Below are 15,457 nucleotides of genomic sequence, written 5' to 3' on the forward strand. Positions count from 1 at the left end.
TTATAGATAAAACAGATTTAAACTAAATTAAAAAAGCCTGAGACTTACGCATATATGCTAAGTATTCAGGCTTAATAAATAGATTTCAAGCTTTAGTTACAAGTCACTTCAATTATTATATTTTTTTAAATATTAATGACCCGTTTGTACCACCAAAACCAAATGAATTACACAAAACATAATCTAAATTAATATCTCGGGCTGAGCCGCGAATATAATCTAAATCACAACCTTCATCTGGGTTATCTAAATTAATGGTTGGAGGAACACAAGAGCTAGCTAATGCTTGGATACTAAAGATACTTTCAACCGCACCAGCTGCACCTAATAAATGCCCTGTCATCGATTTTGTAGATCCCATCAATACATTGTATGCATCAGCACCAAAAATTGATTTTACCGCATTAGTTTCGGCAATATCACCTGCTGCTGTTGATGTACCATGCGCATTAATATAGCCGATTTGATTAGCATTTATTTTTGCGTCATTTAATGCATTTTCCATTGCACGTGCTGCACCAGCACCATCTGCAGGAGGTGATGTCATGTGATAAGCATCACCACTCATACCAAAACCAACTAACTCAGCATAAATTTTTGCGCCACGCGCTTTAGCATGTTCGTACTCTTCAACAACAACAACACCTGCACCGTCACCTAAAACAAAACCATCACGATCTTTATCCCAAGGGCGTGAAGCTGCTTGTGGGTCATCATTTCGTCTAGATAAAGCACGAGCAGCACCAAAACCGCCCATACCTAGAGGCGTAGACGCTTTTTCAGCACCACCGGCAACCATTGCATCAGCATCGCCATAAGCAATCATTCTAGCAGCATGTCCAATATTATGAACACCACTAGTACAAGCAGTAGTAATTGAGATGTTAGGCCCTTGTAGACCAAACATAATTGATAGATGCCCTGAAATCATATTAATGATTGTCGAAGGTACAAAAAATGGTGATAATTTTTTAGGCGTGCCTGCTTTTAGCATTTTTTCATGGTTTTGTTCAATTAAGCCCAAACCACCAATACCTGAACCTACCGCAACACCTATACGAGGTGCATTTTGTTCATTAATTTCAATACCTGAATCTTGGATTGCTTGAACACCTGCAGCCACACCATATTGAATAAAAAGATCCATTTTTTTGGATTCTTTCTTTTCCATATAACTTTCTGCATCAAAGTCATTCACCAAACCCGCAAATTTAGTAGTGAATTCAGTTGTATCAAAATGTTCAATATTACGAATACCACTTTTACCAAGTAATAAGTTTTCCCAAGTTTTTTCAGCAGTATTGCCTAATGGGCTAAGCATACCAAGACCGGTAACAACGACACGTCTCATTGTGTTCTACCTCTTAATTATGAAATAGGAGATACAAAAAAAGCGGTCACTTAAATGATAAGTATACCGCCTTTTTTTCAATTACATTTTTACAATTAACTAGTAACGACTAGTTAGCAATTACTGATTAGCGTTAACGTAATCGATTGCCGCTTGAACAGTAGTAATTTTTTCAGCTTCTTCGTCAGGAATTTCAGTATCAAATTCTTCTTCCAACGCCATAACTAATTCTACTGTATCTAATGAATCAGCACCTAAATCATCAACGAAAGATGAATCAGTTTTTACTTCTGCTTCACTAACACCTAGTTGTTCAATAGTGATTTTTTTAACGCGTTCTTCGATAGTACTCATTTTTTTTCCTTTACTTACTGAAAGTGTAATTTATCAAATTGCGTGTAGTGTATTCGCCAAAGGCCTGCCATGCAAGCCTATAGCTTTATTTTTTTAAGTGGTCAAACCTGTTCACTACACTAAAATAGTAATACGAAACAATGTAGCCCTTTATATTTAAGGGTTACACCATATACATACCACCGTTAACATGGATCGTTTCGCCAGTGATATATGCCGCTGCATCTGACGCTAAAAAGGCAACAGTGCTCGCAATTTCTTCAGGTTTACCTAAACGATTCGCTGGAACTTGTGAGAATATACCTTCTTTTTGTTCATCAGTTAACGTTTGTGTCATATCTGTATCAATAAAACCTGGTGCAATCGTATTAACCGTTATGCCGCGAGAAGCAATCTCACGTGCTAACGACTTAGTAAAGCCTAATAAGCCCGCTTTAGCAGTCGCGTAGTTAACTTGCCCTGCATTCCCCATTGAGCCAACTACAGAGCCAATATTAATGATTCGGCCATTGCGTTTTTTCATCATAGGACGAATTGCCGCTTTACTTACCTTAAAAACAGAGGTTAAGTTAGTGTCAATAATATCTTGCCATTCATCATCTTTCATACGCATAAACAAATTATCGCGCGTAATACCGGCATTATTCACTAAAATATCAATGCTACCATGTGCGTCTTTAATTGCTGAAAATAGTGCAGCAATAGAGTCATCGCTCGTCACATTTAATACCAGGCCATTGCCCTCGCCTAAGTATTCTGAAATTCGTTCTGCGCCATGTGCTGAAGTCGCAGTTCCTACAACCGTAGCACCTAATGCTTGTAATTGTGTCGCTATTGCTTTGCCAATGCCACGACTAGCGCCTGTAACCAGGGCTATTTTTCCTGTTAATGAAAACATAATATTTCCTATTTGTTTCTTATTTTTATTAAATCTAGTTAGCTTGCGTCAATTCTTTTGCTTTAACTAATGAGTCTTCCGTATTAAAAGAAACACAGTTAATCGATTTATTTATACGTTTAACCAATCCTTGTAATACTTTACCAGGACCTACTTCAACCATTTGAGTAATACCCATTTCACCAATTTTAGTGACAGTTTCGCTCCAACGTACAGGGCTATATAACTGTTTAACTAAAGCTGTTTTAATAGCTTCACCGCTCGTTTCAATAGCTACATCTACATTGTTAACAACATTAATTGATGGTGCTTTAAAGGTAATACCTTCAAGATCAGCCGCTAATTTAACAGCAGCATCGGCCATTAATGCGCAATGAGATGGAACACTTACCGGTAAAGGTAAAACACGTTTAGCACCTGCGGCTTTACAAAGTTCACCTGCACGTTCAACAGCGTCTTTATGACCTGCTATTACAACTTGCCCAGGTGAATTAAAATTAACTGCGGCTACAACTTCTTTAACTTCATGTGAGTCTTGTGCTTGTGCACAAGCATCGATAATCGCTTGATCATCTAATCCAATAACAGCAGCCATTGCACCTATTCCCGCCGGTACGCAAGTTTGCATATATTCGCCACGTTTTTCGACTAATTTAACACCGTCAGTTAACGAAATAACATCTGCACATACTAAAGCTGAGTATTCACCTAAGCTGTGACCAGCTAAAATTGCAGGGAGAATATCAGACTCTGCTTGCCAAACACGCCATAACGCAACACTCGCAGTTAACAAAGCGGGTTGTGTAAAGTTTGTTTGGTTAAGTTGTTCAACAGGCCCTTGCGCAACTAATTGCCACAAGTCGTAACCTAGTGCGTCAGATGCTTCTTTAAAAGTATTTTGAACAATATCATTGTCACTAAAGTCACTTAGCATAGCAACGGCTTGAGAGCCTTGCCCTGGGAATACGAAGGCTAATTTACCTTGTAAGGATATATTTTGCATTTTTATTTGTTACTCTTATGTTTATAAACAATATAGACAATATAATAAAATATTATTGAGGAGACAGACCTTGCTCTAATGAGCATTTTATTTTCTCAGGTACTTGACGCTCAACTTCTTTAACAGCTTCCATTATAGCGGAGAAAAAAGCGCCTGAATTTGCATTACCATGGCTTTTTACAACGATACCGCGCAATCCTATCAAACTTGCACCGTTATACTGGTCGGGGTTCATTGACTTAAGTAATTTTTTTAAACTAGGTTTTACAATAAAAGCTAACATTTTTACTAAAATATTTTGTTCGAAAAGTGTTTTTGATCGCTCATACACTAAACGGGCAACACCTTCACAGGTCTTTAGTGCGACATTACCAACAAAGCCATCACAAACGATAACATCTGCTTTATTCGAGAAGATATCCCCTCCCTCAATAAAACCAATATAATTGATATCTTTATTGTCAGATAATTCAAGTGCGGCTTGCTTTATATGATCACTGCCTTTTATTGATTCTTCACCCATATTAAGCAAGGCTATACGGGGTTTATCAATACCATCAACTTGCTCAGCCATAACAGAGCCCATAATACCAAACTGGTATAATACATGAGAGTCACAAAAAACATTCGCACCTAAGTCGAGCATAAATACGTGTTTGTCATCGTCATGTGTAGGTAAGGAAGAGATTAAAGCAGGACGTTCAACACCAGGTAATGTTTTTAACACAAAGTGTGCCATAGAAAATAAAGCTCCTGTATTTCCAGCACTAACACATGCTTGGGCTTTACCATCATGTACAAGATCTAATGCTTTACGCATAGAAGAGTCTTTTTTAGTTCTTAGGGCAAAAGCGGGTTTTTCGTCCATTTCAACGACTTCTGTGGTCGGAAAAATAGATAACTGTTGATGTTCAGTTAATGCTTCTTGGGAAATATTTAATCGTGCAAGTTCTGATGTAATGATATGTTCATCACCACAAAGAATTAGGTGCAAGTTAGGCAGATGATTGATTGCCATTATTGCTGAAGGAATTGTTATAGAGGGGCCTTTATCGCCCCCCATAACATCTAACGCTAAGGTTAGAATTTCTTGACTATTCAAGCGTAAATTAATTTAGCTATAAATAGGGTGTTAAAGTAAAGTCGCTTAGATAGCGATTACTTTAACGCCTTTGTAAAAGCCATCAGCTGTTACATGGTGACGACGATGCGTTTCACCTGATACTGGATCTACCGATAAATTCTCTGCTGTTAAAGCATCATGTGAACGGCGCATGCCACGTCTTGAACGAGACTTCTTGCTTTTTTGAACTGCCATGAGTTACTCCTAAATAGGGTTAGTAGTTAAATTGCTAAATGCGTTTAACTATTTAAATTGTTTTAATACGTCAAATGGGTTCGGCTTATCGAGCTCTTCCGGCAATTCACCCCAAACACTGTCAGCATCAGCTGAACAATCTTCAATGTCATGCCTTGGAATTAATGGAATAGAAAGTAAAAACTCTTCTTCCACTAGCTCTCGTAAGTTTACTTCACCATCTTCATTAAGTTCTATTACATCATAATATGATGGAATGTTTTCAGCTGCTTCTTCATTTTTTGCTGGACTAAAAATAAAATCTACTTTTAATTCAGTTTCAAAAAGTTCATTACACCGCTGACAAGTTAATGCAACTAATGCCGATGCAGTGCCAGACATTACTGTCAAACCACGTTCATCTACATCGAACTTAACACTAACTTGAGCATACTCGCTGCGCATTTCGCTGACAGCAAGAAGCCGAGTCATATCCGACACGCTAAATATACCTTCACACACGAGCCTGCGCTGTGCACTTCGGGATGGACTAATTGTAATCGGAAGCTTAAGATTCTGCATAAGTCGCGCATATTAAAGCCCCTAGAGGCAACTGTCAAAAGAAAATTAGCTTATTTTGTTTAAAAACGATAGATTGACCTAATAATAACTGAAATATGATAATTATTGTATAATTCTTCACCAAAAATGAACAATTCACACATTTTTAAGGATCTTCATGAAAACCTTAGTTTTAGGCTCTACCTCCCCTTTTCGTAAAAGTATTTTAGAAAAACTCAATTTAGCCTTTGAATGTGCTAAACCTAATGTTGATGAAACCGCGTTAGTAAATGAAACACCTCAAGCCCTGGTCGAACGTTTAGCAATTGAAAAAGCGAAGGCTGTTGCTACTGAGTTTCCTGATGCACTTATTATAGGCTCAGATCAAGTCGCTGTTTGTGATGGAGAAATTTTAGGTAAACCACATACGTTTGAAAATGGCATAAAGCAACTATCAAAATTTAGTAATAAGAGTGTCACTTTTTATACCGGTTTGTGTGTATATGATAGTGCAAGCAATACGACTACTTCATTAGTTGAACCTTTTATAGTGCATTTTAATGAATTGTCGCGCTCAGAAATAGAAAGTTATTTAAAAGCAGAACAACCCTATAACTGTGCAGGTAGTTTTAAAAGTGAAGGTTTAGGCATTTGTTTATTCAAAAAACTTGAAGGCGATGATCCCAATACCCTTATTGGCTTACCATTAATTAAGTTAGTTGCCCTACTTAAACAACATGGATTAGATACCTTAGCGCAGCAAAATCCCACCAGCTAAGCACTTTATTACCTAATGACTTAACAAAAACAGTTTTTCATACCAGGCGCTTTATAAGAGTCTGGTTAATATAGTTTCATCAACGCAATAAAGAAGACTGTTAATACCAACCTCACTAACTATGTGATCATTTCTACTTGTTAAAATCACCAACTACGTCGTTATTTGTTTAATAATTTGAACAACTAGTTATTGAAATAAAGGCCTTGTCTTTGGCAATTTATTCTAGGTATAAAATTGTTCACCTACTTAATGAAACTGGTATAAAATATAATTTATCATTAGAGCTCTTCTTTATTGTAGGTATAAGTAGTTAACTAATATAAGTGGTTAACTAATATTAGTTTCTACTATTGTTCTAATACCTCATTTATTTTAGACTTTACGTTATTGAATAATTACTATTCAATAATCAAGCTTGTCATTGTGTTCTTGATGTCACGTGATAATGTGAGCTAATAATTCTTTAATCCAGAAAACAGTTGGCATTTGTTATTTCGTCGCTTATTGTGAACAATTATATTTACCCTCTTACCGGGATTAGTAGATAGGCTTACATAAAGTCATTGTATTGAAAATCCAAAGGAATAAAAATGTTAAAAAAATATGTATTTTTACTGTCTACGTTGCTTTTATCTTCAAATGCTTTAGCTGAATGGGAGCTGGTAAATGATCAATCAACCATTAACTATGTTTCTGTCAAAGCATCAAAAGTGGCAGAGATAAATAGTTTTAAAAAACTTAATGGTACAATAAAAGATACTGGTGAATTATCTGTAGATATCGACTTAGGAAGTGTTGAGACCAATATTGCTACTCGTAATGAACGTATTAAAGCAATGCTTTTTGAAGTTGCTTCATTTTCAACCGCAAATATCAGTGCCGAGTTAGATCCTAAGTTATTCAACGATCTTACTATTGGCGAGTCATTCAAAAGCGCTATTAGTTTCAATTTATCTTTACATGGTGTGTCACAAAAAATAACGACTAATATACAAGTTGTTAAATTAGCTAAAAATGACATATTAGCATTTTCATTGAATCCAATAATTATAAATGCTGATAAGTATAATTTAGTAGCGGGTATTGAAAAGTTGCGTGACGTTGCTAATCTTCCGTCAATCAGCCCTGTTGTACCGGTATCATTTAGCTTAGTATTTAAACAACAATAATAAGTCTCAACGGTAAATAATTTCGATAGATTTAAAACTTGGAGGGAAGCCTCCAAGTTAATAAGCATGATGACTACGTTATACCAATCTCACTAGCTGTGTGATCATTTCTACTTGCTAAAATCACCAACTACATCGTTATTTATTTAATTATTAGAACAACTAGTTATTGAAATAAATACCTTGTATTTGGCAATTTTTTCTACGTATAAAATTGTTCACCTAATTAATGAAACTGGTATTAAATCGATAAACAAAAAGACTAAATTAACACGATACATTAAAAGTTTGTGATGAGGATGCGCATGAGTCAAGTTAAAGGATTTGCTTTATCAATTATTATGGTCATTGCTTTATTTTTAATTTCAGCAATATCTGCCGGTATTATTGCCGATATAATGGGTGTTTGGAAAAAACCTATTATAGGTGCTTGTGCTGCATTTTTTGTTGTTATATCTGGTTATATCACAGCACCAAGTCACAAAAGACAATCTGCTTTCATTTGGTTAATTGTAGGCGCTATTGCAGCCTGGTTTTTATCCGGTGATTCTTTTTATCCAGAAGATCATGAACATGAGTACCAGCTTACAATAATTCCTATTATAGCAACGTATATAAGTGGTCTATTTGCTTTATTAATATGCCTGTTGTGGCATAAACAGCGTGGTAATCAATAAGTAATATTTGAGAGCTTTACAGATGCTGTCATTTAAACGTATTTTAAATAACCAAGTAACTCAACAACTAGACAAGCAACGCTTGTAACTCACTTAAAGAGTCAACAACAATTTTAGGTGAGTACTTTTCAAGTATTTGCTTATCATGCACACCAAAAGTCACTCCGACACTATCAACACCTGCATTTTGTGCCATTTTCAAATCATAGCTTGTATCACCAATCATTATAGCTTCATGTGAAGATATACCTAATTCAGATAAAATACTAAGCAGCATTGTAGGATCGGGTTTTGATGGCATTTCATCAGCACAACGAGTTGTATGAAAAAGATCAGTTGTGTTACTCAAACTTAACACTCTTTTCAAACCCTCTCTACCTTTCCCTGTAGCAACAGCTAATAATTTATTGTGTTCTTTTAGTGTAATAAGTAAATCCATTGCATTTTTAAATAAAGGCGATGGTGTTGTATCAACTTCAAGATATTGATGTTTGTACTGCACTGACATGGCTTCTACTTGTTCAGCGGTTATATCAGTAAATAATCGGTCAAACACAACAGGTAGGCTTAAACCAATAATGTCTTTTACTTCATCATTGGTTGGTATTACTAAGCCAACAGTGTCAGCGGCTGATTGCATTGACGATACAATACGATCAACCGAGTTCATCAGTGTGCCATCCCAGTCAAAAATAATTAACTTATAGTCTTTCATAGATACTTTCTAATTTAGTCATTACTCTCGAACTAATTTAGTCAGCAACTTTTCTAAACTAGGCTCAAGTGGCGCTTCTATTGTTATACGTTCTTCAGTTTTTGGGTGAGTAAATTCAATACTAGCCGCATGTAAAAACAAACGCTTTAAACCTTTGCTTTTCATCTCAGCATCAAATTCTTCATGACCATACTTTGCATCCATAGCGATAGAATGACCGCTAACTTGACAATGTACACGAATTTGATGTGTTCGACCTGTTACAGGAAAAGCGCGAACTAAAGTTGCACCACGGTAACGTTCTAATACTTTAAATCGTGTTTCAGATTCTTTACCATTAATATTATCTGTAATTACCACACGCTCTCCCGATTTAAGATCATTTTTTCTTAATCCTTCGGTTACGCGAGTTAATTTAGTTGGCCAATGGCCTTTTACTAAAGCATGATAAAATTTCTGAACATTTTTACTGCGTAGTTGTTCATGTAAATGACGTAATGCCGAACGCTTTTTAGCAACCACTAAACAACCTGATGTATCTCTATCAAGTCGATGTACTAATTCTAGCATGCGAGCATCAGGACGAAGAGATCTCAGCGCTTCAATTAAGCCAAAGCTTAAACCACTACCACCATGAACAGCCATTCCTGACGGTTTATTGATAACAATTAATCGGTCGTCTTCAAATAATATTTGTTTTTCAAGATTAGCGACAATACTCAAACCTGTTGACACAGCGTCTGCTTTTTCAGATACGCGAATTGGCGCAATACGAACAACATCATCAAGCAGTAATTTATAAACAGGTTTAATACGTTTTTTATTTACCCGTATTTCGCCTTTACGCATTAAACGATATAAATGACTTTTAGGAACGCCTTTTAATGTTCTTAATAGAAAGTTATCAATACGCTGACCGGCATCTTCACCATCAATAGTTATATATCGTACTTGTGGTTTATCTTCAGTTTGATTTTCATCACCCTTTGATTTTTTTATCTCTGGTTTCTTTGCTATTGGTTTTTGTGACATGGCTTGCGTTTAATTAACTTAGATTCTTAATGAGACACAGTTTAACATACTTTTTTTACTGCTTTTTAACATTTAATCTGTTTTTTTATTGGCTTATCATACTTTATAAGGGATAATAAAGAGGTTAATACTTAACAAAGTTATTTTCTGGGTAAATTTCTAAATAAAAACTTACCTAAACAGTAAATAAAAAAAGTATTATATTTGAAGCTTTACAGAGAGATGTAAGAGGCAAACTGCGGCCACATTAGTATGCATAACCGATAAAAAGGTAATTGACACATTAATAGTACGGCCTGTTGTACAATTAACGCGTGTAACTTGTTAGTCATGACATAAACAGTTTTTATCACAAAAAGATACTAGTCCAGCTCCATAAAGCAATTTATTTAAATTAACTTATTTTGCAAAAAAGTTTTAATTTAATAATAAAATGCGCAACAAAGAAGTGTAAAACATCACTAAGCAAATTTTTATTATTTAATTGCAAATATAAGTGCGCACAGCACATTCGCTGAGCACATAAAGAAACAAGACCGCTATGATTCTTGAATAAGTCAGGTCATAGCCAATAGAAACAATCAAAATTTATAACAGCTTATCGTGGTTTAATGACACGTTAGGATTGACACCCGTGAGGTTGACAAAATGCTGTTACATCACTACAGATTGCACTACTTTGTGTACTAAGCACTAGTGTGCTGTGACTTAAAATTGAGTCACACAAACTATGAAACGTATGTTAATAAACGCTACCCAATCAGAAGAATTGCGCGTAGCACTCGTTGATGGACAAAAACTTTACGATTTAGATATCGAAAGCCCTGGTCATGAACAGAAAAAATCTAATATTTACAAAGCAAAAATCACACGTATTGAACCTTCATTAGAAGCCGCTTTTGTTGACTATGGTGCAGATCGCCATGGTTTCTTACCAATGAAAGAAATCGCACGTGAATACTTCCCTAAAGGTTACACATTTCAAGGCCGTCCAAGCATCAAAGATGTATTGCATGAAGGTCAAGAAGTTATTGTTCAAATAGACAAAGAAGAACGTGGCCAAAAAGGCGCTGCGTTAACTACTTTTATCAGTTTAGCCGGTAGTTATTTAGTATTAATGCCAAATAACCCTCGTGCAGGTGGTATTTCACGCCGTATTGAAGGTGATGAACGTACAGACTTGAAAACATCACTTAGCAAGCTTGACCTACCTAAAGGTATGGGACTTATTGTTCGTACCGCTGGTGTTGGTAAAGCCTACGAAGAATTAGAATGGGATTTAAGTGTTTTATTACATCACTGGAAAGCGATTAGTGATGCAGCAGAAAGCCGTAAAGCACCTTTTTTAATTCATCAAGAAACAAACCTTATTTTACGTGCTATTCGCGATTACTTACGTCGTGATATTGGCGAAGTATTGATTGATCGCCCAAAAACATTCGAAAGTGTTAAGAAGCATATTGAAATAGTACGTCCTGATTTCTTAAGTAAAATTAAACTTTATACCAGTGATGTTCCTTTATTCACGCATTATCAAATTGAAACACAAATTGAAACGGCATTTCAACGTGAAGTACGCTTACCTTCAGGTGGCTCAATCGTAATTGACCCAACAGAAGCAATGACTTCTATCGATATTAACTCTGCCCGCGCAACTAAAGGTAGTGATATTGAAGAAACTGCATTCAACACCAACCTAGAAGCAGCAGAAGAAATAGCCCGCCAATTACGTTTACGTGATTTGGGTGGCTTAGTTGTTATTGATTTTATTGATATGACACCTGTTCGTCATCAACGTGAAGTAGAAAATCGCATGCGTGATTCTGTACGTCAAGACAGAGCGCGTATTCAATTAGGTCGCATTTCTCGTTTTGGTTTATTAGAGATGTCGCGTCAACGTTTACGCCCTTCTATTGGTGAAACTAGCCAAGGTGTATGTCCTCGTTGTAGCGGTACTGGTCAAGTACGTGGTGTTGAATCACTTGCCTTGTCTGTACTTCGTTTAATGGAAGAAGAAGCCATTAAAGAAAACACTCTTCACGTACAAGCACAAGTACCTGTACCTGTTGCTACTTACTTGCTTAATGAAAAACGCCGCTCGGTAATGCATATTGAAAAGCATCATAGCGTACGTGTTTTAATCATTCCTAACCCTCATATGGATACACCACAATATGAAGTGTTACGCGTTAAGAATGATGAAACTGTTAGTGAAGCTAGTTACGACATTTCAATTAAACAGGCAGAGCTTGAAGAAGCTAAAATGCCTAAGTTTGATAAAGAAACTGTTAAACGCGATGCACCGCTAATTCAGGCCATGGGTCAAGGAATGACAGCACCTAATGTTGCTCCTGTTCCTGAGCCAGTAAAAGCCCCTATATCAAATAAAGCAACTGTTTCTGAAAGTAAACCAACTGGATTTTTTACTTGGTTGAAAGGTTTATTTACGTCAGAAGAAGTTGTTAAAGAAGAAGAAAAAGAACCAGAGAATAAACCTAAACCAGAAAGTAATACTCAACAACGTAGCCGTCAAGGTCAACGCCGTGGTAATAACCGTAATGGTAATCGTGGTAATAACCGTAATGATGAACGTACTAATGATCGCAACCAAAATCGTAATGCAAAAGTAGCTGATAAGTCTGATAAGTCTGATAAGTCTGATAAGTCTGATAAGCCAGCTAATCCTCGTAATGAACGCGATGACACGAAGAAAAATGCACCTAATAAACCTAAAGTGCAAAATAAAAAACCTGAACACGATAAAAACAAACCGGTAAAAGAAGAAGTTGTAGCTGAGCGTCGTCAACGCAGAACGAACCGTAAAAAAGTACGCGTTAACAAAGTTAAAGTTGAGCAAGAAGTTGTTACAACGGCTCAAGTTGCTGCACCTGAAAATAAAGAAACAGTGAATAAACCAAAGAAAGCTGTTAAAAATGCAACTGCTGAAGCGACTAATGCTGATGTTGTTAGTGTTAATGCAGTTAGTACTGAAAAATTAACAGAAACAGAGCAAACAGTGACAGCAACGTCAGAAGAAACGAAAGGGAATAATGAAGAACGTTCACGTAATAGACGCTCTCCAAGACACTTACGTTCTAATGGTCAACGTAGACGTCGTGACAAAAAACCAGAAGATGAAGTAGCGCAAGGCTTGCCTGAGAATGCTTCAACTGAAAATACTGCGACTGAGAATAATGAAGTAATTGAAGCTCGTTATCCAAAACCTGAAACGCCTGTAGTAGCAGATAAAGTTGCAGCAGAAAAAGTTAGTGATATAACTACAACTGAACAGCCGAAGGCCGCAGTTAAAAAAGACACAAATACTGTTAAAGAAGTTGCTGTTGAAGTAGCAAAAGCTGAAGTTACTGCTGAGCCTGTTGTTTCTAAGCCAGAGACTACTGAAACAGAGGTATCTGAACCTGTTACTGCTGAACCAGTTGTTTCTGACTCTACTCCTTCTATTGCTAAAGAAGAGCAACAAGATTTACCGTTAACTGATGTTAATGTTGAGTCAACAGTTGTAACCGATACAGCACCAACAGAAGAAGTAGCGCAAACAGATAACAATAGCGAAAAAAATGTTGAGACTTCAACAGATGCAGAGCCATCTCAAAAATCGATAAAACTTGAGAAAGCTGCTGTTGATGACATTATACTTGATAAAGTTTCAGTACCAGAAACTACTGACAAGCTTGCTGACAATGGTAATGAAGCACAGGTAGAAACTGAAACAAACGTTGAAGCTTCGCAAGCAGAAACTAAAGCAAAACCGAAAAAAGTTGAAGCTAAAGTTGTAAAGAAAGCACCAAATAAAGACAAAAAATTAGCGAGACAAGTGAAAAAAGCTAATCGTTTATCTGGCCGTGCTTCTTCGCCAATGACGAAAACTGAAACTATTACAACTATTAACGAAATTCCAACTAGCTTTATGGCTAATGAAAATCGTGTAGCGCATAAAGTTTCAGGGCGTACTGCAATTTCTGCCGATGTAATCAGTAGAAGCTCTGCACCAGCGACAAAACCAACGTTATAAGTTTTTAAAACTTATAATAAAAAAGCCAGTTGTTATTATTAACAACTGGCTTTTTTAATTGTAGAATCAAAAAACTGTGTAACCTAAATGTACAATATTAGTAGTCCTAATTTAGAGCTAACTAAAATGACTGCTCCTGAACTCGCTTTAAAATATTTTAAATTGATTCATACACTTAACAATATTATTTTTACTATACTCTAGCTTGATAGTTTTTCTACTTTAACAAATAAACAAGCAAGTAGAAATGATCACATAGCTAGTGAGATTGGTATTAATCTATTGCAAATAAATTTAACCATAAAGTCAGCAAAAATAGCGATTAGAGAAGCATTGATTAATCCGATCTGTTACCTAATCACAATACTGTTTTATCACTACAGCTAATCGCTCAACGGCTATCGCTAACTCTTCTACACTCGCGTTAGTAAAGTTTAATCGTAAAGCGGGTGTCACAGATGTTCTATCATGATAAAAAACAGAGCTTGGTACTACAGCTACACCATGCTCCAACGCCGACTTAGCTAAAGCGTCAACATCACATTCAGGTAATGAAAGCCATATAAACATCCCACCATCAACTTCATTTGCATGACAATAGGATTCTAAATGTAATGATACATTTTGAAACAGCGCTTTGTAACGTACAGAGTAAAGCTGTCTTAACTCTTCTAAATGCTGTTCAAATCCATCATGCTCTAACAAGTCTAACAATACTGCTTGCATTGGAATACTTGAATGCAGATCAGATGCTTGTTTAACAATATTCAATGTATTTATCCAATCAGCTCTACCAGTAACTAATCCTAACCTAATACCTGGTGTTGCTATTTTAGAGTATGAGCGTAATACCAATGAATTATCAGGACAAAAACTTGATACTAACGGTAAAGCCTCCCCCTTAAAACGAAGCTCTCTATAAGGTACATCTTCAATAAAAGCCACCTTATATTTATTACACAAAGCTGCAACTTTTTGGCGCACGGTTAAAGACCAACACACACCCGTTGGATTATGAAAGTCAGGTACTGCATAAAAAAGAGTAACATCATTAGTTGAAAAACAATTTTCTAATTCATCTAAATCAGGGCCATCAGATCGTTGTGAAACGCTCTTAATGTTAGCTTGCGTCAGTCCAAAGACTTGAATAGCACCTAAATAGCTCGGAGCTTCCATGACTATAATATCGTTAGGATTAAGAAATGCTCGCGCAATAAGATCTAACCCCTGCTGTGATCCTGTACAAACGATACCTTCGTGCGAATGAGGTAATTGATAGCGTTCTTTTAAATGTGTAAGTAATGGAGCATACCCAGCCGTATTACCATATTGAAATAACTCAGCCCTATTCGGTAAGTTCATTAATGAATTAGTCATTAATGCTAATGGGAATTTCTCATTTGCAGGTAACCCCCCAGCCAAAGATATAACACCTGGCGCACTTGCTGCTGCTAATATTTCACGGATATAAGAAGGTTGAATATTTTGTAACGATTTTGCTAATTTCATGGTGAGTACATTCTTTTAATAATGGCTTAAAGAATACGATAACTTGAGATTTTTTACTTGTCCGTTTATGCTGTTAT

At 36.2% G+C, this 15,457-nt stretch carries 14 protein-coding genes; 4 read left to right on the top strand and 10 right to left on the bottom strand.

All coding sequences use genetic code 11. The annotated features are described in order from the left end of the window. Positions 1 to 115: 115 nt before the first annotated feature. The 7 genes from fabF to yceD all read right to left on the bottom strand — a co-directional run bounded on the left by fabF (position 116) and on the right by yceD (position 5,485). Positions 116 to 1,351 (bottom strand): beta-ketoacyl-ACP synthase II, encoded by a 1,236-nt coding sequence (gene fabF, locus GQS55_RS12200; protein ID WP_159820780.1) that lies wholly within the window; start codon positions 1,349 to 1,351, stop codon positions 116 to 118. A gap of 120 nt (positions 1,352 to 1,471) precedes the next feature. Further along, complete coding sequence (acpP, locus tag GQS55_RS12205) at positions 1,472 to 1,705, bottom strand: acyl carrier protein (protein ID WP_159820781.1); 234 nt, start codon at positions 1,703 to 1,705, stop codon at positions 1,472 to 1,474. A 163-nt stretch (positions 1,706 to 1,868) separates the two neighbouring features. Next, complete coding sequence (gene fabG, locus GQS55_RS12210; RefSeq protein WP_159820782.1) at positions 1,869 to 2,603, bottom strand: 3-oxoacyl-ACP reductase FabG; 735 nt, start codon at positions 2,601 to 2,603, stop codon at positions 1,869 to 1,871. Between the two features lie 34 nt (positions 2,604 to 2,637). Further along, complete coding sequence (gene fabD, locus GQS55_RS12215) at positions 2,638 to 3,606, bottom strand: ACP S-malonyltransferase (RefSeq protein ID WP_159820783.1); 969 nt, start codon at positions 3,604 to 3,606, stop codon at positions 2,638 to 2,640. Positions 3,607 to 3,658: 52 nt separating this feature from the next. Beyond that, positions 3,659 to 4,669: a phosphate acyltransferase PlsX gene (gene plsX, locus GQS55_RS12220; protein ID WP_159822812.1), complete on the bottom strand. Its 1,011-nt coding sequence runs from the start codon at positions 4,667 to 4,669 to the stop codon at positions 3,659 to 3,661. An 84-nt stretch (positions 4,670 to 4,753) separates the two neighbouring features. After that, on the bottom strand, positions 4,754 to 4,924 hold the full coding sequence (gene rpmF / locus GQS55_RS12225) for a 50S ribosomal protein L32 (RefSeq protein ID WP_159820784.1): 171 nt from the start codon (positions 4,922 to 4,924) through the stop codon (positions 4,754 to 4,756). 48 nt (positions 4,925 to 4,972) lie between these two features. After that, positions 4,973 to 5,485, bottom strand: a complete 513-nt coding sequence (gene yceD, locus GQS55_RS12230) for a 23S rRNA accumulation protein YceD (RefSeq protein WP_159820785.1) — start codon at positions 5,483 to 5,485, stop codon at positions 4,973 to 4,975. Between the two features lie 157 nt (positions 5,486 to 5,642). Between yceD and GQS55_RS12235 the strand changes: the two genes are divergently transcribed. The 3 genes from GQS55_RS12235 (at position 5,643) to GQS55_RS12245 (ending at position 8,091) form a co-directional block, all read left to right on the top strand. Beyond that, positions 5,643 to 6,242 carry a Maf family protein gene (locus tag GQS55_RS12235; protein WP_159820786.1) on the top strand — a complete coding sequence of 200 codons (600 nt, stop codon included), beginning with the start codon at positions 5,643 to 5,645 and terminating at the stop codon, positions 6,240 to 6,242. Between the two features lie 593 nt (positions 6,243 to 6,835). Next, entirely contained in the window at positions 6,836 to 7,414 is a 579-nt protein-coding gene (locus GQS55_RS12240) for a YceI family protein (protein ID WP_159820787.1), read from the top strand. A 305-nt stretch (positions 7,415 to 7,719) separates the two neighbouring features. Continuing rightward, complete coding sequence (locus GQS55_RS12245) at positions 7,720 to 8,091, top strand: hypothetical protein (protein ID WP_159820788.1); 372 nt, start codon at positions 7,720 to 7,722, stop codon at positions 8,089 to 8,091. Positions 8,092 to 8,158: 67 nt separating this feature from the next. Here GQS55_RS12245 and GQS55_RS12250 read toward each other — a convergent pair whose 3' ends face one another. Both GQS55_RS12250 and rluC read right to left on the bottom strand, forming a co-directional pair. After that, positions 8,159 to 8,806 (bottom strand): HAD-IA family hydrolase, encoded by a 648-nt coding sequence (locus tag GQS55_RS12250; protein WP_159820789.1) that lies wholly within the window; start codon positions 8,804 to 8,806, stop codon positions 8,159 to 8,161. A 21-nt stretch (positions 8,807 to 8,827) separates the two neighbouring features. Further along, positions 8,828 to 9,838, bottom strand: coding sequence for a 23S rRNA pseudouridine(955/2504/2580) synthase RluC (gene rluC / locus GQS55_RS12255; protein WP_159820790.1), 1,011 nt, complete (start codon positions 9,836 to 9,838; stop codon positions 8,828 to 8,830). Between the two features lie 730 nt (positions 9,839 to 10,568). On the opposite strand from rluC, the gene rne reads away from it, so the two are divergent. Continuing rightward, positions 10,569 to 13,871, top strand: a complete 3,303-nt coding sequence (rne, locus tag GQS55_RS12260) for a ribonuclease E (RefSeq protein WP_159820791.1) — start codon at positions 10,569 to 10,571, stop codon at positions 13,869 to 13,871. 354 nt (positions 13,872 to 14,225) lie between these two features. Here the strand turns inward: rne and GQS55_RS12265 are convergent, their stop codons facing one another. Then, the gene (locus GQS55_RS12265; RefSeq protein WP_159820792.1) at positions 14,226 to 15,380 is read right to left on the bottom strand and encodes an aminotransferase-like domain-containing protein; all 1,155 of its coding nucleotides are present in this window, start codon (positions 15,378 to 15,380) and stop codon (positions 14,226 to 14,228) included. Between the last annotated feature and the right edge of the window lie 77 nt (positions 15,381 to 15,457).

This window comes from Colwellia sp. 20A7 (genome assembly GCF_009832865.1).
Taxonomy (GTDB): domain Bacteria; phylum Pseudomonadota; class Gammaproteobacteria; order Enterobacterales; family Alteromonadaceae; genus Colwellia.